Source organism: Tenacibaculum sp. SG-28, from assembly GCF_002954385.1.
Lineage (GTDB): Bacteria > Bacteroidota > Bacteroidia > Flavobacteriales > Flavobacteriaceae > Polaribacter.
Map to the genome: position 1 here is coordinate 82,425 of NZ_MQVY01000002.1, position 21,067 is coordinate 103,491.

General features: G+C 34.9%; 19 protein-coding genes and 2 pseudogenes. 12 read left to right on the plus strand and 9 right to left on the minus strand.

Going from position 1 to position 21,067, the window contains the following annotated elements; translation table 11 throughout:
- The first annotated feature begins 209 nt into the window (after positions 1-209).
- The 5 genes from BSU00_RS05400 to dusB all read left to right on the plus strand — a co-directional run bounded on the left by BSU00_RS05400 (position 210) and on the right by dusB (position 3,454).
- The gene (locus BSU00_RS05400; RefSeq protein WP_146104797.1) at positions 210-578 is read left to right on the plus strand and encodes a hypothetical protein; all 369 of its coding nucleotides are present in this window, start codon (positions 210-212) and stop codon (positions 576-578) included.
- A gap of 6 nt (positions 579-584) precedes the next feature.
- Complete coding sequence (locus tag BSU00_RS05405) at positions 585-1,118, plus strand: YceI family protein (protein WP_105003489.1); 534 nt, start codon at positions 585-587, stop codon at positions 1,116-1,118.
- Complete coding sequence (locus BSU00_RS05410) at positions 1,096-1,479, plus strand: hypothetical protein (protein WP_105003490.1); 384 nt, start codon at positions 1,096-1,098, stop codon at positions 1,477-1,479. The genes BSU00_RS05405 and BSU00_RS05410 overlap by 23 nt, the downstream gene beginning before the upstream one ends.
- Complete coding sequence (locus tag BSU00_RS05415) at positions 1,476-2,336, plus strand: DUF5777 family beta-barrel protein (protein WP_233188606.1); 861 nt, start codon at positions 1,476-1,478, stop codon at positions 2,334-2,336. The genes BSU00_RS05410 and BSU00_RS05415 overlap by 4 nt, the downstream gene beginning before the upstream one ends.
- 125 nt (positions 2,337-2,461) lie before the next feature.
- Positions 2,462-3,454, plus strand: a complete 993-nt coding sequence (dusB, locus tag BSU00_RS05420) for a tRNA dihydrouridine synthase DusB (RefSeq protein WP_105003908.1) — start codon at positions 2,462-2,464, stop codon at positions 3,452-3,454.
- A 68-nt stretch (positions 3,455-3,522) separates the two neighbouring features.
- On the opposite strand, the gene BSU00_RS05425 is transcribed toward dusB, so the two are convergent.
- From BSU00_RS05425 to BSU00_RS05435, 3 genes are all read right to left on the minus strand, one after another.
- A complete protein-coding gene (locus BSU00_RS05425; protein WP_105003492.1) occupies positions 3,523-4,728 on the minus strand; it encodes an ABC transporter permease in 1,206 nt (401 codons plus the stop codon).
- Positions 4,729-4,791: 63 nt separating this feature from the next.
- Positions 4,792-5,187 carry a 30S ribosome-binding factor RbfA gene (rbfA, locus tag BSU00_RS05430; protein ID WP_105003493.1) on the minus strand — a complete coding sequence of 132 codons (396 nt, stop codon included), beginning with the start codon at positions 5,185-5,187 and terminating at the stop codon, positions 4,792-4,794.
- 39 nt (positions 5,188-5,226) lie between these two features.
- A complete protein-coding gene (locus BSU00_RS05435) occupies positions 5,227-5,871 on the minus strand; it encodes a response regulator transcription factor (RefSeq protein WP_105003494.1) in 645 nt (214 codons plus the stop codon).
- A gap of 306 nt (positions 5,872-6,177) precedes the next feature.
- Here BSU00_RS05435 and mce point away from each other — a divergent pair, with 306 nt between their 5' ends.
- The 5 genes and pseudogenes from mce to truB all read left to right on the plus strand — a co-directional run bounded on the left by mce (position 6,178) and on the right by truB (position 9,370).
- Positions 6,178-6,585, plus strand: coding sequence for a methylmalonyl-CoA epimerase (gene mce / locus BSU00_RS05440; RefSeq protein ID WP_105003495.1), 408 nt, complete (start codon positions 6,178-6,180; stop codon positions 6,583-6,585).
- Positions 6,586-6,709: 124 nt separating this feature from the next.
- Positions 6,710-7,587, plus strand: a pseudogene (locus BSU00_RS05445) (cell division protein FtsX).
- Between the two features lie 53 nt (positions 7,588-7,640).
- Complete coding sequence (locus tag BSU00_RS05450; protein ID WP_105003496.1) at positions 7,641-7,883, plus strand: DUF3098 domain-containing protein; 243 nt, start codon at positions 7,641-7,643, stop codon at positions 7,881-7,883.
- Positions 7,884-7,885: 2 nt separating this feature from the next.
- On the plus strand, positions 7,886-8,680 hold the full coding sequence (locus BSU00_RS05455; protein ID WP_105003497.1) for an undecaprenyl-diphosphate phosphatase: 795 nt from the start codon (positions 7,886-7,888) through the stop codon (positions 8,678-8,680).
- Entirely contained in the window at positions 8,681-9,370 is a 690-nt protein-coding gene (truB, locus tag BSU00_RS05460) for a tRNA pseudouridine(55) synthase TruB (protein WP_105003498.1), read from the plus strand.
- Positions 9,371-9,387: 17 nt separating this feature from the next.
- On the opposite strand, the gene BSU00_RS05465 is transcribed toward truB, so the two are convergent.
- From BSU00_RS05465 to BSU00_RS05475, 3 genes are read right to left on the minus strand one after another with little or no spacing between them, the layout of a single operon-like run.
- Positions 9,388-9,867, minus strand: a complete 480-nt coding sequence (locus tag BSU00_RS05465; protein WP_105003499.1) for an ABC transporter ATPase — start codon at positions 9,865-9,867, stop codon at positions 9,388-9,390.
- 60 nt (positions 9,868-9,927) lie between these two features.
- Positions 9,928-10,533, minus strand: coding sequence for a thioredoxin family protein (locus BSU00_RS05470; RefSeq protein ID WP_199176763.1), 606 nt, complete (start codon positions 10,531-10,533; stop codon positions 9,928-9,930).
- Between the two features lie 56 nt (positions 10,534-10,589).
- The gene (locus tag BSU00_RS05475; protein ID WP_105003500.1) at positions 10,590-11,549 is read right to left on the minus strand and encodes an NAD-dependent epimerase/dehydratase family protein; all 960 of its coding nucleotides are present in this window, start codon (positions 11,547-11,549) and stop codon (positions 10,590-10,592) included.
- Between the two features lie 134 nt (positions 11,550-11,683).
- Here BSU00_RS05475 and BSU00_RS05480 point away from each other — a divergent pair, with 134 nt between their 5' ends.
- A complete protein-coding gene (locus BSU00_RS05480; RefSeq protein ID WP_105003501.1) occupies positions 11,684-12,229 on the plus strand; it encodes a hypothetical protein in 546 nt (181 codons plus the stop codon).
- Positions 12,230-12,328: 99 nt separating this feature from the next.
- The gene (locus BSU00_RS05485; RefSeq protein WP_105003502.1) at positions 12,329-15,742 is read left to right on the plus strand and encodes a T9SS type A sorting domain-containing protein; all 3,414 of its coding nucleotides are present in this window, start codon (positions 12,329-12,331) and stop codon (positions 15,740-15,742) included.
- 52 nt (positions 15,743-15,794) lie between these two features.
- Here BSU00_RS05485 and BSU00_RS05490 read toward each other — a convergent pair whose 3' ends face one another.
- From BSU00_RS05490 to BSU00_RS05500, 3 genes and pseudogenes are all read right to left on the minus strand, one after another.
- Positions 15,795-16,268 (minus strand): regulatory protein RecX, encoded by a 474-nt coding sequence (locus BSU00_RS05490; protein ID WP_105003503.1) that lies wholly within the window; start codon positions 16,266-16,268, stop codon positions 15,795-15,797.
- A 145-nt stretch (positions 16,269-16,413) separates the two neighbouring features.
- A pseudogene (locus tag BSU00_RS05495) lies at positions 16,414-19,789 on the minus strand (efflux RND transporter permease subunit).
- Between the two features lie 78 nt (positions 19,790-19,867).
- Complete coding sequence (locus BSU00_RS05500; RefSeq protein WP_105003504.1) at positions 19,868-21,064, minus strand: efflux RND transporter periplasmic adaptor subunit; 1,197 nt, start codon at positions 21,062-21,064, stop codon at positions 19,868-19,870.
- Positions 21,065-21,067 lie beyond the last annotated feature (3 nt).

A 21,067-nucleotide genomic window follows, 5' to 3' on the forward strand; every position in this document is an offset into this window, starting at 1 on the left:
AAATAAACTAGGCATCCAACTTTTTTAACAATACTCCATCTATGTAGAAATTAATGAAATCGATAACTTTTTATTTTTTCTTAAAATTAATACCAATCCAATACAAATTTACCCTATTTTAGTAATTGTTAAATCAGCAACCTAAAGACCGTGTCTGTAATAAAAATGCATGTTTTACGACCAAAAAGCCAAACAAAAACAACAAACAAATGAAAGATTTACACATATCGTTATTGCTCTTTGGATTGATATTAATATTTGCACAGTGTTCCACATCGGAGATTGAAGCAGAAGCAGCGACTCCTCCTCCACCTCCAACATCCTCAACCACAACTTATAATAAGGATGTTAGAACAGTTATCAACAATAGTTGTGCAACCTCTGCATGTCATGATGCCACAGCACCATCTGCTGGTCTTCCTTTAACAAATTACACCCAAGTAAGAAATGCCGCTGAAAATGGAAATTTAATCGCACGAATAAACAGTAGTTCAGATCCAATGCCACCTTCGGGAAAAAACAACGCTATTGTAACTCTAATCAACGAATGGAGAGATGATGGCTATTTAGAAAATTAATATATTATGAAACACGTCCTGCTATTTTTACTACTATCGCAAACTTTATTTTCACAAAAATTCTATACCAGAACAGGAGTTACTGAATTCAAAGCATCCTTGGATGCAATAGAACCAATTGAAGCTACCACCAATAGTACTACAGTTATTCTAACGAATACCGGGGAGATTGCCGCACAACTATTTGTTGGAAGTTTTGCCTTTAGAGTTGCTTTAATGCAGGAGCATTTTAATGAGAATTATATGGAGTCGAACGAATATCCAAAGGCAATTTTCAGGGGAAAATTGAGTAATTTTAATAGTGAAAATAGTGCTACAGAAAATTCACAAACATTAGATGGAGTACTTACTATTAAAAACATTGAAAAAAAAGTAAGTTTTCCCGTGGCAGTTAGCAGAAAAAAAAACACCATCTCCATCGAAGGGACCTTTACAGTTAAAACCTCCGATTTCAGTATAAAAATCCCTAAAATTGTAAGAAAAAAAGTCTCTGAGGAGGTAACAATTACTATAAACTATGAATTATCTGAAAAAATATAAGTGGTTATGGATCATTACCGCTAGTGTACTAGTGGCAGGATTTTTAATTATAAATCAAATCTTAAGACCGCCATCAACGGTTAAAGAAAGCACACCATCCTATAAAGGAACAAGTCAAAAAGTAAAAGATAAATTAGTGCTTGACCCTTACTTCTGGAACAATAAAACAATTCTTATTGAAGGCAAGATCACTGCCATTTTAAAGGAAGGTATTATTGTGGATGGATTTGTGTTTTGTCAATTGGATAAAAATACGGTCACCGTAAAAAAAGTAAACGATAAAATAAAAATTAAAGGTTTTGTTGTTGGTTATGACGACCTTTTACAAGAACTGAAGCTTAACCAATGTATTTTTATATGACCTATAAAAAAGTAATACTGCACATTTGTGCTTTTTTGTATTGTGTTTCTATTTGCTCCGCGCAAGATGATTTACTTAAAGAGATAGATAGCTTGGCTATCGACAACAATACAAAATTTGATTTACCAGCATTTAAAACACTAAAAATAGGGAATTTACAATCTACTAAAATTGCTGAACAAGGAGATTTATATTTGTTTGTTTCTCATCGATTCGGACCACTTAAAGACGGTTTTGACACTTTTTTCGGTTTGGATAATGCTAACACAAAAATAGAATTACATTATAGCTTTTGGAAAAATATTGAATTTATAATAAGTCGTGAATCCTTTGAAAAAACCTATTCTCTTGCTTCTAAATTTAAGCTTGCAAAGCAATCGGAAAAATTCCCTGTAAATTTGGTTGGTTTTACTTCTATTAACATCAACTCCTCAATATCCGAAATAACCTATCCAGATTTAAAAAATGCAGATCGCTATAGTTATGCAGTTCAATTACTAGCCTCACGAAGGGTTTCAAAAAACCTTTCCTTAGAAATTGCACCTACCTATATTAGAGAAAACTTACAAGACCTTAACGCTACCATTGTGCCAAACCACAACCAATTTGCCTTGGGATTTGGTGGTCGCTACAAAATTAGTAAACGAGTTAGTTTGAATGCAGAATACGTACATAACTTCAATAGAGACAAAGAATCTATTTACACCGACCCATATACGTTTGGTGTCGATATCGAAACTGGAGGCCACGTATTTCAACTTCTGTTCACCAATGGTCAATCTGCTAATGAAACGGGATACATAAGCAAAACTGAAGGTGACATTGCATTTGGTTTTAATATCGTTAGGGTTTTTTAACCTTTATCACACCACTTATTGTTGTACCTAGCATAGAAATTAAGTTATTGCACTAAAAAACACTTGCAAAACGAAAGCCTTTTGGATATAAAAAATAAAAGCTATTTTTGCAAAAAATAATAATCGTGGTTAAGATTGACAAAATAGAATTACCAGATTTCCCTTTACTCTTAGCTCCCATGGAAGATGTAAGCGATCCTCCTTTTAGGGCATTGTGTAAGGAAAAGGGGGCAGATTTAGTCTACACCGAATTCATCTCTTCAGAAGGTTTGATTCGCGATGCTGCAAAAAGCGTAATGAAATTAGATATCTATGAAAAAGAAAGACCCGTCGGGATTCAAATATTTGGAGCCAACCTAGATGCCATGCTTCGTTCTGTTGAAATTGTCGAGAAAACAAACCCCGATATCATTGACATTAATTTCGGTTGCCCGGTAAAAAAAGTGGTCTCTAAAGGAGCTGGTGCTGGGATATTAAAGGATATTGATTTAATGGTAAAACTTACAGAGGCCATGGTTAAACACACTAGTTTACCAATTACTGTAAAAACAAGATTAGGTTGGGACCATGAATCTATTCGCATTGTAGAAGTAGCCGAACGACTACAAGATGTTGGCTGTAAAGCGATCTCCATACACGGGAGAACCAGAGCACAAATGTATAAAGGTAATGCCAATTGGGAACCGATAGCAGCTGTGAAAAACAATCCAAGAATGCACATTCCTGTTTTTGGTAATGGCGATGTGGATTCTCCAGAGCGAGCTATGGAGATGCGCGATAAGTATGGGCTTGATGGCTGTATGATTGGTAGAGCTTCTATTGGATATCCTTGGTTTTTCAATGAGGTCAAACATTTTTTCAAAACAGGAGAACATCTTGCGAAACCAACTATACTAGAAAGAGCAGAAATGGCTCGTCGTCATTTAGAGATGGCTATTGATTGGAAGGGAGAACGACTAGGTGTTGTAGAAACCAGAAGACACTACACGAACTATTTTAAAGGCATACCACATTTCAAAGAATACCGATTGAAAATGGTGACTTGCGATGATCCGAAAGATGTTTTTGAAACTTTTGAAATAGTAAAAGAAAAATTCGGAAATCTGGAAAAAATATAAGTTGTATTTGCATAGAACATCTTTGGAACTACTAGCAACACCTGCAGTAAAACCATTAAACTTGACAATTATTTATTTATAAACGATAAGGAAATTCGAGAACTTGCAATTTTGGATGCAAAATACCCTAACAAACTAATCGTTACAACCACAATACAAATATTGCTCCATCGCAACTCTACGGGATAAGGCAAACCATCTGTAATCATAAAAAGTTGTAATTTTAATTGCAGGAAAACCAATAGAACACCTAGTAGCATACCTAAAACCAACCCTAAGCCAACCATCATAAAACCCTGGTAAACAAATATCTGTTTGATTTCTTTAACAGTACTCCCTAAATTTAAAAGCGTTCTAATATTATTTTTCTTATCAATAATCATCATAATAATAGAACCAATTACATTAAATAATGCAATTACAATTATTAAAGTAAAAATCAAATAGGATATAAAATTTTCTGTATTTACTACTTTATAATACAAAGCATTGAGTTCTTTTTTTGTTTTCACTTCAAAAGTTGGACCTAGTTCTTCTTGCAATATATCTCGAACCAATGCACTATTATTGGCGTCCAAAAGTTTAATCTCAATGGCAGAGACTATATTTTCAGAATAATTCAGAAGCTTTCTTGCTAAAGCTATATCAGTAAAGACGTATTTATTTTGAAACTCTTCAGACCCGTAATAAACCCCTACGACTTTAACCCTTTCCAATCGAAAAGCTTTGGCCGGATTAACAGTGTATCTCGTCCCTGGTTTTGGTACATAAATCTCAAGCTCATCGCTGTATCCAAAAGCTCCTAAACCTAATTTATATGAAATTCCTGCTCCAATAACAGCGGTATTTGTATATTTTTTATCCAACCAAGCTCCCATACTTAAAGAGGAATCTACCGGAACGGTATACACATAAGTACTATCCACCCCCTTCAAAAAAGCAATTTGATTTTTATCGGAATACTGCAAAGAAACTCGCTCTTCAATTACCTTAGATGCGCTAGCGATATTTGTGTTCTGAGCCAATACGTTTTTAATAGCTTTCGAAACTTCAAAAGTCTTTCCTTTTACTGCTGTGATTTTTAGATCCGGATCGGACACTTTCAAGAGAGAATCACTAAAAGTTCGCAGTCCTGAAAAACCAGAAAGGACGATAAATAACGCCATAGAACCTACAACAACTCCAAACATTGCAATAAATGTGATAATATTAATCGCATTTGTTCCACTTTTAGAGAATAAATATCTCTTCGCTATGTATAAAGGAAAGGACAATGTATCAATTGAATTTTAGGTATTCAAAAGTATACTTTTTTTTCAAGACCAAAAGCTCGGTATTCAACGTTTTTTACGTTTTGGCAGAATATCAGGGTTAGTGATAGGATTTTCATCTTCTCCGCGGAGTGACCTATCTATTTCCTCGATATAATCTAGACTGTCATCTCCAAAGAATAACAATTCTGGCATCCTTCGCAATTGATTTCTAGTGCGTTTGGCAAGTTCATGACGTATCAACGGGCTGTTTGACTTTATGCCCTCTAATATTTCATCTCTTTTCTCCGAAGGAAATATACTTAGAAAAACCTTTGCCACCCCTAAATCGGGAGTTACGGAAACTTTCGATACGGATATTATAACACCACGCATACCATCTTGTGCAGCTTTCTGTAAAACATCTACTAAATCTTGCTGCAAAACTCCCGCTATTTTCCGCTGTCTATTCGTTTCTTCCATGTGGCAAATTTAGGTAATATTTTTTTTCTCAAATACACTTTAGGGCATATAAATTTTATTTTTTATGGCATACATTACCAACCCGACACGGTTTCGAACCTCTAATTTGGTAAATAAACTATCTCTATAGCCATCAATAGTTTTGGGGCTTAAGAACATCTTTTCAGCAATTTCTTTGTAGGTAAGTTCTGAACATGCAAACCGCATGAATTTTAATTCATTTTTTTTGAACGTTACTTGCGAATTAGAATCTGTATCTGTTAAGGAATTTACCAGTAAATCGGTTACCTCTTTACTGTGGTAAAAACCATTTTCAACCAATTGCAGTAATGCCCTCTGAAGAATGTCCTTTTCTGCATTTTTGAGAAGATAACCTACAGCTCCTGCCTTTAACATTTTCAGTATCGTATTGTCATTGTCCTCAGCAGACATGGCCATAACATGCACTTTCGGAAAATTTTCTACGAGCCACTGCGTAATCTGCACACCATCTTTTAAGGGCATATTTACATCAATAAGTACAATAGCAGGTATATTTTTAACCGATATTTTAAATTTGTTGGCTAAATCATCGACGTCTTTACACGTGTACAATACTTTGAATTTTTCAAAGCTATTAATCATTGCCTCTATTGCTTGCGACAACAACACATGGTTGTCTACAATAACAACTGAATGTTCCATATTATAGGTTAGGTTAGTTTTCTTTTTCTAATTAAGTATGCATAATAATAGGTTACACATACATTTTAAAGTTTATTTAAATATACTATTTTATTCTTAAACTAATTTTATAATTGGTTTATGAATATAAACTTTTGTCAGCAATACCTTTCACCCATAATCTATGAATGTAATTTGTTTCATTTTGGAACTGTAATATAGAAATATTAACAAAAGACATGGGTGAATATGCTGCAAGTGATAGTTCTTAGAAAAAATGAAACGAAAAATTCGTGTTTATACTTTGCATTTATTTACTTTTATACCATGAATTTAACCAAAATAGAACATTTAGGGATTGCGGTAAAAAATCTTGAAAAATCTAACGAACTATTCCGCTCGCTGCTTGGAGAGGCACATTATAAAATAGAGGAAGTACCATCGGAGGGAGTAAAAACTTCTTTTTTTAAATCTGGCCCAAACAAAATCGAACTCTTAGAAGCCACCGATAAAAATAGTCCGATTGCCAAATTCATCGAGAAAAAAGGAGAGGGCATTCATCATATTGCTTTTGCTGTTGAGGATATTGTTAGTGAAATAGCAAGACTCCAAAAAGAAGGGTTTACCGTTCTCAACAAAACACCTAAAAAAGGAGCAGACAATAAACTTGTAGCGTTTCTCCATCCAAAATCAACAAACGGCGTTTTGATTGAATTGTGTCAGGAAATTCAATAGGTCTCTTATTGCACTAAAAACGGAAGGAAACTAAAGCCTATAATAAACTCTACAAAAAGCCTACTAGGTACCTTGATGTCTTGTAAGTTTTTTTATCTTGCCATGTCTTAAAACCAGCATAAACATGAGTAAATCTTTCGATTCTTTCCAGAAAAGACGACTCCAATCTTCGTATATATCGGTGGTTGTTAGTATTGCTTTAGTACTATTCATGATTGGTATTTTAGGCTTAGTTGTACTCAAATCTACAAGAGTAGCAAATCATTTTAAGGAAAAAGTTGTAATGACTTTATTTTTAAAAGACAACTTATCCGATAAACAAATAGCTAATTTTAAGAAGGCCATTGATAAAGAAGTACATACCAAAAAACAGTTTTCATTTCAAAAGAACAAGCCGCAAAAAACTACCAACAAGACCTTGGCGAAGACTTTTTAAAGTTCTTGGGTGACAACCCATTAAAAGATGGTATTGACATGTATTTAAACGCTGATTTTGTGATGCCTGAAAAAATGAAAATACTAGAAGATAAATACCTGAAAAACGGATACGTATCGGAAGTACATTACGATAAATCTTTAGTTGAGTTACTCACAAAAAATATCCAAAGAATAAGTTTTTGGCTACTTGTTTTGAGTAGTTTTTTTGGGCTAATTGCCATTATCTTAATTAACAGTTCTATACGACTATCCATATACTCCAAACGATTTAATATCAAAACGATGCAAATGGTTGGTGCTACAAAAAGTTTTATACGAAAACCATTCATTTGGCAAAGTATAAAACTTGGGCTGCTTGGAGGAGTTATAGCACTTCTGGCTATATTTGCAATTGTATATTATCTAGATAAATATATTCCAACACTTAAATTAATACAAGACTACGTATCGTTAGGATATGTTGCCATAGGGGTATTGCTACTTGCCTTTTTTATTCCATGGATCAGTACATTCTTTGCAACCCAACGATTTTTAAACCTAAAAACTAACGATTTATACTATTAGGTTTTACATCTTTTTCAACGATAAAACCGCCGATTTATAACAACAGCAATACAATGAAAAATAAAAATAACCCAAAGCAAGAATTCCTTTTCGGAAAACGTAATTATACCATCATGTTAATTGGTCTTGCTGTTATCGCTCTAGGATTTATTTTGATGGCCGGTGGCGGAAGTGATGACCCCAATATATTCAATCCAGAAATTTACAGTTGGCGTAGAATTCGCCTTGCCCCAACGTTGGTGATTCTTGGTTTTGGTATTGAAATTTATGCTATTTTAGCCAACCCAAAAAAATAAGAATGGACGTATTAGAAGCAATAATCCTTGGCATAATACAAGGGTTAACAGAATTTTTACCTGTTTCATCAAGCGGTCACCTCGAATTGGCGAAAGCTATATTTGGAGACACTTCAATCCCAAAGGAAAGCTTAACTTTTACGGTAGTCTTACATGCGGCAACAGCACTAAGTACCATTGTTATTTTCAGGAAAGAAATTGGAGAAATCTTTAAAGGATTATTTCAATTTTCGTGGAATGAAGAAAGTAAGTTTTCTTTAAAAATAATTATTTCCATGCTTCCAGCAGTTATTATTGGATTAGTATTTGAAGAAGAATTAGAAAGTTTTTTTGGTGGAAAAATTTTATTGGTTGGATGCATGCTATTGGTAACTGCAGTTTTACTCTTGCTTGCAGACAAAGCAAAAAACACGAACAACAATGTGTCTTTTACCAATGCTGCTACCATAGGTATCGCCCAAGCCATTGCAATGTTACCAGGAATATCACGATCGGGAGCTACAATTTCAACCTCAGTCTTATTAGGTGTAGATAGAACCAAAGCCGCAAGATTTTCATTTTTAATGGTAGTACCATTAATACTTGGTAAAGTAGCTAAAGACATATTAGGCGGTGATTTGAATTTCCAAAGTGCGGAACTAATCCCTTTGTCTGCTGGTTTTTTTGCAGCCTTTATCTCTGGTTTAGTTGCTTGTCAGTGGATGATAGCCTTAGTAAAGAAGAGTAAACTCTCTTATTTCTCTCTCTATTGTGCTATCGTTGGACTAATCGCCATTGGATACTCTATATTCTCTTAAATGACAGCAGAAAACTTTAAAAACGGCGAGGTTCTATTATTAGACAAACCTTTAGAATGGACTTCTTTCCAAGTAGTTAACAAACTGCGTTGGCACATTCGCAAAAGATTCGATATTAAAAAAATTAAGGTTGGTCACGCTGGAACATTAGACCCTTTGGCTACCGGTCTTTTAATTATTTGTACCGGAAAAGAAACCAAAAACATTGAACATTACCAAGGACAAGAAAAAGAATACACTGGTGAGATCACACTTGGAGCAACTACACCAAGTTATGACTTAGAAACCGAAATTAACGAGACATTTCCTACCGATCACATCACAGAAAAAATGATTCATGACGCTACGGTTAGATTTGTCGGTAAAATTCAGCAAAAACCACCAATATTCTCTGCCATCAAGAAAGATGGGAAAAGACTATACGAATTAGCACGCGCGGGTAAAACTGCAAAAATCGATGCGAGAGAGGTTACCATTAGCTCCTTTGAAATAACCAAGATCACTTTCCCAAAAGTTGCATTCAGAGTTAAATGTAGCAAAGGAACATATATAAGAGCTCTTGCTAACGATTTTGGAAAGGCTTTGGAAACCGGGGCACACCTATCCGAACTAAGACGAACTAAAATTGGAGATTACGAAGTAAAAAACGCGGTGTCTATCGAGAGTTTTATTAATGCTTTAGAGTCTTAATTAGCAAAAAACTGTACTTACAAAAATCGATTATACCAACTTTCCGTTATTGGTATCTCCCAAAACTGATCCAGTTCTTCTTTCGTTTGAATTAAATTGTCAAAAACAATGGTTTTCGGTGATACTGCCTTACTTTTAAGCATTTTTTTAAAGGTTTTAATGTCTTTGTATTGCACATACGCTCCCTGCTTAAAACAAACATTCATCCTGTCTAATAGTTCTATTTGATATTCCGCTTGCAAAGCTAGAATAAAAGAAACCTGGGCATCCATATCTGCACTGGATAACGCGATATTATCTGCAGCGTAAAGAACTATAAATCTATCATAAACCAATTTAAAAGAGGCTTTAAAATTAGCATTTGCAACTTTCCAATTTTCAATAAAGTCATGAATTTTTTCTTTGAGCCCAGCTATTTCTTCGGGATAAAACTTTCTGTTACTTGGATATACCCAAACTTTTGCAGTATCCGCTAATAAGTCGCTATCTATATACACCTTAATCTATTTTGACGCAAAGATACCAAAACAAAAATCTGCAGGCAGAAATACAAAGAATTATTGCGAAAGTAATGCGATTAAGTCTTTCTCGGTATTTTTTCCTTTGTCTTTATTATACCAAATCTGTAAATCTTTTTTAAAATCTGCATCTAATTGCCCATTTTTACTTTTGTATTCCTGAACCATTTGTGTAGCAAAAGAGGGTCTTGGACCCCAAGTTCCAAGTACATTTAAATCTGCATCCAAAGCGATTAGTTTTGGAATAGACTTGGATCCGTTAGTAAGAAACTCTTGCATTAGTTTCGGATGTTGATCTCGGAGAACTATTTTTAAATCTATATCGGAATTCTCTTCCGCAAACTTGTTAAGCACTGGTATGTTTTGTGCAGCATCACCACACCAACCTTCTGACAAAACCAACCAAGTTTGCATTGGTATCGAACCTTTTAAAAAAGCTAACGTTTCGGGCGCCAATTGTAGTGTTTTATCTAAACGGAGCATTCTTTTTTGGTTCAATACCGAATAATTATACAAATCTTCCCCAGTATCTTCTCCTGTAGATTTTTTTTGCTGTAACAAACTATGAATTAAACTTTTATAAGCTTCATAACTAATAGCACTTGTGAGACTAGTTTGTATAATTTGCTTAATATTGGTCACCATAAAAAAGATTTTTATATTTCTTCAACAACTATAAAGTCTTATTTTTAGAAATATCCTTACACCAATAAATGCGTATTCTTCTTAAGATTGGCTATGATGTCTTCCGTCATTTTAGCAAGGTCAAAATGATGTTTCCAGTTCCAATCTTTCCTCGCAGCCGAGTCGTCAATTATGGTGGGCCATGAATCTGCGATTTGTTGACGATAATCTGGTTTGTATGAAATCGAAAAATCGGGAATATACTTCCGAATCTCCATTGCAATTTCATGTGGGGTAAAACTCATGGCAGAAAGATTGTAAGAGGTTCGGATTTTTATTTGAGAAGACGCTGCTTCCATAATTTGTATTGTTGCATTTATGGCATCATCCATGTACATCATCGGTAGACGTGTATTTTCACTTAAGAAACAATCAAATACATTTCCTTTCAAGGCCTCAAAATAAATATCAACCGCATAATCTGTGGTGCCACCTCCAGGTAGCGTTTTCCAACTAATTATACCAGGATATCGAATACTTCTAACATCTACACCATATCTCGAATGAAAATAATTACACCAATTTTCACCAGCAACTTTACTTATTCCATACACGGTGGTCGGCTCCATAATTGTTTGCTGTGGTGTATTCATTTTTGGAGAAGTGCTTCCAAAGACAGCCATAGAGCTAGGCCAAAACAGGGTATCGAAGTGCTTGTCTTTAGCTAAATCTAAAACCCCCAACAAAGAAACCATATTTAAATCCCATCCTTTCTGCGGATACTTCTCTGCTGTTGCCGATAGCATTGCCGCCATAAGGTAAACTATCTTTATATCATACTTTTTTAATACATCTAAAATTTGTGCTTTCGATGTTGCGTCTATTATCTCAAAAGGACCAGCTTGCATCATTGCAGGGCTACCTTCTCTGATATCGGAGGCCACTACATTATCTGCTCCATGCATATTTCGTAATCTAGCGGTTAATTCAATTCCAATTTGACCACAAGCTCCAAGGATCAATATTCTATTACTCATTACCAATAATTCAAAAATAAAAGCATACAAAAGTATAAAATTAAATAATTGATAAAAATAAAATACGGTTTTTTATATTTTAACAAATTGCGATAGAGTTTGCGCTTCCGTAGTAAATTACTAATTTTACCGATATGACAACAATACCTAAAATACTGCGGAAATACTGCTGTTTTGTTTTTGTAATTTTACTGTTTAGCAATTGTAAAAACGATGCCCAAAAAAAACAATTATTGCCCATAGAAAAGGATGCAATGACGACTTCAGCTACTTACACTTACAAAAAAATCTTACCCTCCTATCTAAAAGAAATCGAAGCATGGGAAGAATATTTTACCCTTAAAGATTTTTTAGATCAATGGAAAGAAAGCACTCCAAAAGAGGCATTGGACAATGCTTTAGAACTAAAATCGCTTACCAAAAACGCAAAAGACAGCATACCAGAAGGACCGCTGAAAACTCCTGCCTTTAGAGCGCGTATTAATGTGTTTCAAAACGAAGTTTTAAAACTAGTCGATTTAACTGATTTAAATGCAAAATCAGCATATACTACAAAACAGCAGATGACAACTATTTTTAAAACTTTTAGTAATGTGAATTTAAAAATAAATGCCATTTTTGACAAACAAAATATCAACAACACTGTTAAAATTGACAGTGTATTTAAAAAAATGCGTTAAATTTGTAGGGTATAACTATTTAAGTCTGTTTTTATTTAGTTAAATCCAATTATAATAAATACAAAACTAAACAATTTAAAACCTTATAACTAATTTAGGATGAAAAAAACAATTACCCTTTTCCTCTTAATGTTGTCTGTCTCTTTAGTTGCTCAAATTCAAAGTAATTTGCCTTGGGCCTTAAACACAAACGATTCAAACTCTTCTAAAAAGAACAAAACAACGTTAAAAGATTACACAACAAACGCTGAAAAATATTTTGAAAATATTAATCGAGAAGCAAAAGGTAGCGGATTCAAGCCCTTCAAAAGATGGGAAAATCATTGGTCATACTACCAAAATGAGGATGGAACTTTATCAACAGCCGAAGATTTATGGAAGGCGTGGACAGCAAAACAAAACTTAGGGCAAAGAAATGAAAATACTAGTGATTGGAAACCATTAGGACCATATCAAAACTCTAACACACACAATGCTATCAATTTCAAACAAACTGGTGGTGGAAGAATAAATGCAATTGCCGTTGACCCAAGTGATTCTAATACAATTTACATAGGGTCTCCAGCAGGAGGTATATGGAAGTCTATTGACGGAGGACTTAACTGGAAACCACTTACAGACTACCTTCCTCAAATTGGTGTATCCGGAATAGCTGTTCATCCAACCAACTCAGACATTATTTATATCGCTACAGGAGATGACGATGCAAATGATTCATTTTCAGTTGGAGTATGGAAATCAGAAGATGGAGGAAATTCATGGGAAAGAACAGGGGCAATGATAGGAAACCCTAATTCGATGAATGAAATTTATATCAATCCGGATGCTACGGAAACAGTTATAGTAGCTACAAGTGCTGGTGTTTTTAAAACAAATGACGGAGGAGATACATGGTCGAGAAAATTAGCTGCCAATATCGTTGACATAAAAATGAAACCAAATGATCCTTCGGTATGGTATGCACTTTCTGATACAAAGTTTTATAAATCAACAAATGGAGGAAATTCCTTTACTGAAAAAAGTATTACTGGTTTAGGTAATTCAACCAGAATGACAATGGATGTAACTTTAGCAAATGAAGAATATATTTATATAGTAAGTGCGGGTGTAAATAGTAGGTTTAATGGAATTTACAAATCTACTGATAGTGGAGAAAGTTTCACAAGAACTTCAGAAAGAGATGATATATTCAACAGTTCCCAAGCATGGTATGATTTAGCTATAACTGTATCTTCTGATGATGCCGACATTATTTATGTAGGTGTTCTCGATATTTGGAAGTCTACCGATGGCGGAAATAATTTTTCTGAATTAAACCAATGGTATGATCCGAATACTGCAGATTACACGCATGCAGATATCCATTTTTTAAGATTTATCGATGGTAGATTTTTTGCGGGTACAGATGGCGGTATATTCGTTTCAGAGGATGAAGGAACTAATTTCACCGATTTATCAAAAAACCTATCAATACATCAATTTTATCGTATTTCAGTTTCTCAGAATAAACTAGATGCATTAGCTGCAGGAGCTCAAGATAATGGTGGATATGGGCTTTCAGAATCAAACTGGTACAACTATCATGGTGGTGACGGAATGGAAGGAGTTGTTGATGTTAACAATCCAAATATTTACTACGGATTTACACAGTACGGAGGAAGTTTAAATATAACTCAAGACGGCGGTTTAACACGCCCAATTAGAATTAACCGTCCTTCACGTGAAGGAAATGGAAGATGGATTACTCCGTTAACAATGAATTCTTCTGGTGAATTATATTCGGGATATAGTCAATTATACAGGTTACAAAATAATAATTGGGTAAGAGTCTCAAATACAAATGTTATAGGAGGTCTTTTAGACCACATTGAAATAGATAAAAATGATGACGATTTTATTCTAGTTTCAAGTGGAAACAGATTATCAATAAGTACAAACAAAGGAGCAACATTTTCCACTGTTCCTTTTTCAAATGGCACTATACGTTCCATTGAAATAAGTAATACCGAATCTGACGTTGTTTGGATTGTAACTAATAATGCTGTTTTCAAAACAACAGATATTAAAAGTAGTTCACCAACATTTGAAAATATAACTGGGAATCTGCCTAGCGAAGGAAAGGTAGTAATAAAACATCATGCAAGAAGTGGTAATAATACTGTTTATCTAGGTACAAATCTTGGAGTATATTACACTAACGATGACTTAAATGGAGAATGGATAACATTTGACAACAACTTACCTAACACTCAGGTTGCAGATATGGACATAAATGAGGAAGATGGAAAACTATATGCCGGAACTTATGGAAGAGGAGTTTTTTCGACCGATATTCCATATCAAAAACCAGAAAAAGATATACGATTACTATCAATAGTGAATCCAGATAGTAATTCTATTTTAATAAATGGAGAAATTAGTCCTAAAGTAAAAGTAAAAAATCAAGGTATAGAAACTATTACCCAAGTTACAATTGAATATAATTACGATGGTGGGGATGTACAAACAGAATCTTGGACAGGAAGTCTTGCAACAGACCAAGAAATTGAAATTGAGATTCCTTCTGGTAATCTAAATGTTGGAGTTCACGATTTAAATGTTAGTACTTCAACTCAAAATGACGCTTATGCATCTAATAATAGCGGAAAAGTTAATTTTTATGTAAATAAAACCAGCTCAAATCCAACTGAAATTAACTCTTTTGAAAATTCTGAAGACCTATTATTAACTAGGAATGATATGTGGGAATTAGGTTCTGTTAACAAAGCATTATTAAAAACACCAACAGGAAATAATGCCTATGCTACAAAACTTATTGGAAATCATCCAGATGCTACCAATGGCTATTTATATACTAACTATTACAATCTAACAGATGTATCTAACCCTGTACTTCGATTTAAAATGGGCTTTGATATAGAAGAAAATTGGGATCATATGTATGTAGATTACTCTACAGACAGAGGTAATACTTGGACAATACTAGGAACTGCAAACGATGCAAATTGGTATAATAGCTCAGCAACTCTATCTCCACAAGGACAACCTGTTTTACCTGGTAAGCAGTGGACAGGGGAAGGAGAAGATGAGAATCCGTTAGGAGATACTAACGCAACAATTCACGATTACAGCTATGACTTATCAGCATTAAGTAATCAGACTGAAATAATGTTTAGATTTGTTTTTGTTGCTGATGCAAATACTAACGAAGAAGGAGTTGTAATTGACGACTTAGTTATCGAAGGAGTTTTATCCAATAATGACTTGGAATTATTAAATGGTATTTCCGTTTCACCTAACCCTTCAGAAAGCATTTTCAATATTCAATGGCAACCAGACGGAGAACCAATGGATCTTACAATCTACGATATTACAGGTAAAAAGATACTTAGTAGAAAAGACATAGACACTGCATCATTTAGCATAGATATGACCAAATACACTAGTGGTATTTATTTACTAAATATGAAATCTAAAGGAAAATCTGCAACAAAGAAATTAGTTTTAAAATAATTTTACGTTGAAATTTAAAATCAAAAACTCTCTGCTTTGCAGGGAGTTTTTTTTATTTAGAATCTTGATTTATCACAGCTACAATGAGATTCGTCTCATACCCACGATATTTTAAGTAATCAAATAACTTCTTATTCCTTTTAAATTCATTTTCTTCCGATAGCGATTCATTTCTCTTTTCATACAATGCTTGTAAGGTGCACAGATACTCTTCCTCCTCAATTTCTTTAAGTGCTATTTTGAGATTATAAGCAGATATATCACGTAGTTTTAGTTCCCGAGATATTCGCTCCCTTCCCCACTTCTTTATGCGAAACTTACCTCTAGCAAAACTTTTAGCAAAACGTTCTTCATTCAAAAAATTATTCTCTAGAAGGTGCAGTAGAATGTGTTCTCTTGCCTCAGGAATAAGCCCGTATGCAAACATTTTCTGTTCTACATCTTTATGACAACGATCTTGATATATACAATATCGTTCTAATTTTTGTTTGATCTCCTCTACAGTGTAAACTTTCCTTTTATGCATTTTGGGATGTACTGCTATCTTTTTACTTTCAAAAACAAAGATAGGCAACACGGGAAATATAATGACAGAATTATCAAACCAAACCCTATAACGTACAAAGCCAGTAGTTACACTACTGGCTTTGTACTTATATATTTGTACTAAGTTACGCTATTTTATGGAACCACATTCGCAATTTGGTAACCAAATAAAATAATATTGGAACCACTACTAAGGTTAGGAAAGTTGCTATAAATAAACCATATATCACCGTCCATGCCAATGGCCCCCAAAAAATAACATTATCTCCCCCAACATATATGTTTGGGTTAAACTCGCTAAATAAAGTATAAAAATTAATGTTAAAACCAGTGGCTAGAGGTATAAGCCCTAAAATAGTAGTTATAGCGGTAAGTAGTACAGGCCTTAAACGCGCTCTTCCACCTCTGATTATAGCTTCCTTTAAAGTATTGGTATCTACATAATCTTTTTCATCTATGTGCTGCTCAACTTTTTTTCTATCGATTAGCAATTGTGTATAATCTAATAAAACTACACCATTATTAACAACAATTCCTGCCAAAGAAATGATACCCATCATCGTCATCATGATAACAAAAGGTTGTGCAGTTATAATTAGACCCCAAATACCCCGATCAAACTTAAAAATATTGCCAGCATTATAATGGCTGGTTTCGTTACAGAATTGAACTGAATTATAAGAATAAAAAAGATCAAACCTAAACCAACTACAAATGCACCCAATAAAAAATTCATTTGTTTATTTTGCTCTTCAATTTGCCCAGTATAATCAACTTCTACACCATGTGGCATATCTTGAAAAGAGAGCATTTCATTTTGTATCACTGCAACGATAGCTCCAGCATCAGTATAGCCAGGTGCTAATGCAGAATATACCGTAACCACCCTTTTTGCTTGATCGTGTTTTATAGCACTAAATCCAGAGGTATTCACTTGTTTGGCTACCGTAGATACCGGTATGGTTTTTACCTGTCCGTTGGATGGATCTCGAAATGTAATCTTTTGATTAAACAAAGCACTTTTGTCATACCTATCGCCTTTATTAAAACGAACATAGATATCGTAATCTTCTCCATCTTCTTTGTATACCCCGGCTTTGGCACCAAAAAGCGAATTACGCAATTGCTGCCCTACTTGCGCTGCTCCAACACCTAGCTCTCCAGCTTTTTCTCGATCTACATTTACCTGCATCACAGGCTTAGACTTGTTCACATCAATTTTTAACTCATCGATACCAGAGATACTTTTCGTATTTAAAAAATCACGCATTCTCTCTGCCGTATTAATAAGTTCGGCGTAGTCATCACCTTGCAGTTCGATATTAATTGGATATCCTGCTGGTGGACCAACCGCTTCTTTTTCTACGGAAATAGCAAGCCCTGGATATACCCCTTTTAAAACTTCGGTAACTTTTTTCTGCAACTCCTTACTATCCGCTCCTCTACGAAATTTATACTCACGCATGGATGCCGTTATCTTCCCTCTATGCGGCATTTCAGCAGAAGAACCACCGTCGGTTTGTGGGTTTCCCGATCCGGAACCTACTTGAGAAACAGCACTCTCCACCAAAAAATTATAGCCTTTATCTACATATTCTGGGGCATTTAAAACCGCATAGACACGCTCTTCTAAATCTTTCATAATGAGATTAGTTCGCTCAATGTCTGTTCCCTGTGGATATTCTATGTATACAATAATTTGATTCGGGGTATTATCTGGAAAAAACTCCACCTTTGTTCGCTGACTTGCAACAGAGGCTCCAAAGCCTCCAAAAGCAACAAACAGTAACACTACCGTTACAACGGTTAAAATAATTGGTCGATATCCTTTTAGTACAGCGTGCAATAAATTTTCGTAAAAGCGTTCCCATCTCGGTAAAACTTTATTTTGAAATGCATTTGCCCATGGCCTCAAAGCAAAACGATATACCCACAACATAATCGCTGTAAATACCATAATAGTTCCTAAGGCTCTAAATTCACCACCAAATATGGTAATTAATAGACCAATTCCTCCAACAATAGAAGAAATGGTAATGATTCGTTTCAAAGGCATGTTCTTGTCTTCTGTACTCATGAGCTGTGACACCATAACCGAATTGAAGAAAATAGCTACAAATAAAGACGAACCTAAAACAGCAGATAACGTAATTGGGAAATATTTCATAAACTGTCCCATAGTTCCAGGCCACATTCCGAGAGGCACAAAAGCAGCAACAGTAGTTAAGGTAGAAATGATAATAGGAAAAGCAATCTCACCAATACCCTTTTTTGCCGCTTCGATTCTCGGCATCCCCTCATCCATTAAACGATACACGTTTTCTACAACTACAATTCCATTATCTACTAGCATTCCAAGCCCCATGATAAGCCCAAAAAGAATCATGGTATTCATGGTATACCCCAACCAATTCAATATCATGAGCGACATAAACATCGACATCGGAATTGCAAAACCAACAAATAAGGCATTTTTAAAACCAAGAAAAAACATCAGTACAAAACCACCAAAATAACCCCAAAAATGATGTTGTTAACCAAATCATCTACTTGACCGATGGTTTTGGAAGATTGATCATTGGCTATGGTTACCTTTAGATTCGTAGGGAATTCATTAGCGATAGCATCTTCAACAATTTTTTGTACCTTTTCTGCTGCCTCTACCATATTTTTACCCGAGCGCTTTTTAACATCCAACATCACTACTGGCGCACCAAATTCTCTGGCATAGGTAGTTTTATCTTTATCCTTAAAAGTTACGACTGCTAAATCTTTTAAATATATGGAGTTTCCTCTTTCCGATTTTACAACGAAATTTTGCAATTCTTGCGGCTGATCGATTTCGCCAATGATACGAATCGTTCTTCGCTGACCACTTGCAATCAAGTTACCTGCCGACATAGTCAAATTACCACCATTTACAGCATTGATAATATCTTGGAAACTAACTTTAGCAGCCATCATTTTATAAATATCTACTGCTATTTCAACCTCTTTCTCCTCTGCGCCTCGAATATCTACTTGTTTTATTTCGGTAAGATTCTCGATTTCATCCTCTAGATACTCGCCGAATTCTTTTAATTTATCTACCGGGTAATCTCCAGAAATATTGATGTTTAAAATTGGCATTTCTTCAGAAATACTAAGCTCAAAAACATTTGGCTCAACCTTGGCACCATTAAAGGTTGGCCAATCTTCTCCGGAGGTTAGCTGGTCTACCTCATCTTTTACCTTTTGTTTGGCTTCTGCAACAGAAATACTCTCGTCAAACTCTACAATAATCATAGAGTAATCTTCTTGTGAGGTGGAAGTTAAATCCACCACGTTACTCACGGTCTTTAAATTATCTTCTAAGGGATCGGTAAGCAACTTTTCTACATCTTCGGCGGTATTTCCCGGATAAATAGAACTTATATAAATTTTTGTCTCTACAACTTCAGGGAAGTTTTCTCTTGGCATACTAACAAAAGCAGAAATCCCTAAAACCAAAATCAAAAACATTAGAACATAAATCGTTGTTTTATTTCCGATGGCCCAAGAAGACAAACCAAACTCTTTATCAACTTGTTTTTTTGCTTCTCAGTCATCTGTTTTTAATTTTTCTTGTTGTACAATTTCTAACACTTTTACTTCTTGCTTATTTTTTACCGTTCTTGCACCCTCCGAAATAACTTGATCACCGGCTTTTAATCCTGCCAATACTTCTATAACGTCGCCTTGGGTTTTTCCGGTGGTAATAATTACCTGTTTAGCAACACCAAATTTATCCTTAAGACTATCTACTACATATACATATTGCTCCCCATTTGCATTCTCTGAAATTACCCCTTGCGGTATTAAAATTGCTTCCAAGTTTGTATAATCGTTAATGCGCAACTTCGCAGTTAAGTTTGGTTTTATCGAACGGTCTTCGTTAGGAACACCAACTTCTACTTTAAATGTTCGGTTTGCAGGGTTAATGAAATTACCCGCTTGGCGTACCGTAGAAGTGACATTTTTTCCTAAGATGGGAAAATCAACAGCAACCTCTTTCCCTTTTACGATAGAAGTGATATAACTTTCTGGAACGTCCGTTTCGATATACATATCCTTTAAATTCACCACACGGAACACCTCAGACCCTGGCCCAGGCGCAACAACAGTTCCTTGTTCTTTGATAACATCGTCTACGATTCCTGAAAAAGGCGCTTTTATAATGCTCTTGCCCAGCTGATCTTTAAGTTGGTTCACCGTACGCATCATCGATTCATAATTAGTTTTAGTTTGTAAATACTGAATCTCAGAACCTATTTTCTGATCCCAAAGTCTCTTTTGACGATCGTAGGTTGTTTTTGCTAAACTCGCTTGGGTTTCTGCCTGCGCTACCTGTTGGTTTAATCCTCCATCATCAATTTTTGCCAAGGCTTGCCCCTTTTTTACTCGCTGCCCTTCTTTAACGTATATAGAAACTAACTGACCAGGCATCTCAGGATACACTAGCACGTTTTTCTTTGTTTGTACATTTCCTTGTAAATCTAGGCTATGCACGAACAAACGGTTAGACACCTCTATAGCAGAAACTAATGGTACTTTTTTATTCGTGTCTAAACGAGAAATTTCTTCATTTAATTGTTTTATCTGCGCTACAATTGCTTGTTGTTCTTTATCTAATTCTTCTTTCTTTGCACGTATTACTTTCAAATCTTTGGAGCTAATGACTGCCTCTAAAGACTGTTCTTTACCTCCGCAAGAGGCTAAAATGGTACATATAAGTAGTAATGATGTAATCTTTCTCATTCG

What these genes read in the sequence shown, in the direction of transcription:
- BSU00_RS05400 (WP_146104797.1), top strand. Translation starts at nt 210, where the DNA reads ATGAAAGATTTACACATATCGTTATTGCTCTTTGGATTGATATTAATA.
- BSU00_RS05450 (WP_105003496.1), top strand. Translation starts at nt 7,641, where the DNA reads ATGAAAAATAAAAATAACCCAAAGCAAGAATTCCTTTTCGGAAAACGT.
- BSU00_RS05485 (WP_105003502.1), top strand. Translation starts at nt 12,329, where the DNA reads ATGAAAAAAACAATTACCCTTTTCCTCTTAATGTTGTCTGTCTCTTTA.
- BSU00_RS05470 (WP_199176763.1), bottom strand. Translation starts at nt 10,533, where the DNA reads ATGGTGACCAATATTAAGCAAATTATACAAACTAGTCTCACAAGTGCT.
- BSU00_RS05475 (WP_105003500.1), bottom strand. Translation starts at nt 11,549, where the DNA reads ATGAGTAATAGAATATTGATCCTTGGAGCTTGTGGTCAAATTGGAATT.
- BSU00_RS05500 (WP_105003504.1), bottom strand. Translation starts at nt 21,064, where the DNA reads ATGAGAAAGATTACATCATTACTACTTATATGTACCATTTTAGCCTCT.
- BSU00_RS05410 (WP_105003490.1), top strand. Translation starts at nt 1,096, where the DNA reads ATGAATTATCTGAAAAAATATAAGTGGTTATGGATCATTACCGCTAGT.
- BSU00_RS05415 (WP_233188606.1), top strand. Translation starts at nt 1,476, where the DNA reads ATGACCTATAAAAAAGTAATACTGCACATTTGTGCTTTTTTGTATTGT.
- rbfA (WP_105003493.1), bottom strand. Translation starts at nt 5,187, where the DNA reads ATGGAAGAAACGAATAGACAGCGGAAAATAGCGGGAGTTTTGCAGCAA.
- truB (WP_105003498.1), top strand. Translation starts at nt 8,681, where the DNA reads ATGACAGCAGAAAACTTTAAAAACGGCGAGGTTCTATTATTAGACAAA.
- BSU00_RS05490 (WP_105003503.1), bottom strand. Translation starts at nt 16,268, where the DNA reads ATGCATAAAAGGAAAGTTTACACTGTAGAGGAGATCAAACAAAAATTA.
- BSU00_RS05435 (WP_105003494.1), bottom strand. Translation starts at nt 5,871, where the DNA reads ATGGAACATTCAGTTGTTATTGTAGACAACCATGTGTTGTTGTCGCAA.
- BSU00_RS05405 (WP_105003489.1), top strand. Translation starts at nt 585, where the DNA reads ATGAAACACGTCCTGCTATTTTTACTACTATCGCAAACTTTATTTTCA.
- BSU00_RS05455 (WP_105003497.1), top strand. Translation starts at nt 7,886, where the DNA reads ATGGACGTATTAGAAGCAATAATCCTTGGCATAATACAAGGGTTAACA.
- mce (WP_105003495.1), top strand. Translation starts at nt 6,178, where the DNA reads ATGAATTTAACCAAAATAGAACATTTAGGGATTGCGGTAAAAAATCTT.
- BSU00_RS05480 (WP_105003501.1), top strand. Translation starts at nt 11,684, where the DNA reads ATGACAACAATACCTAAAATACTGCGGAAATACTGCTGTTTTGTTTTT.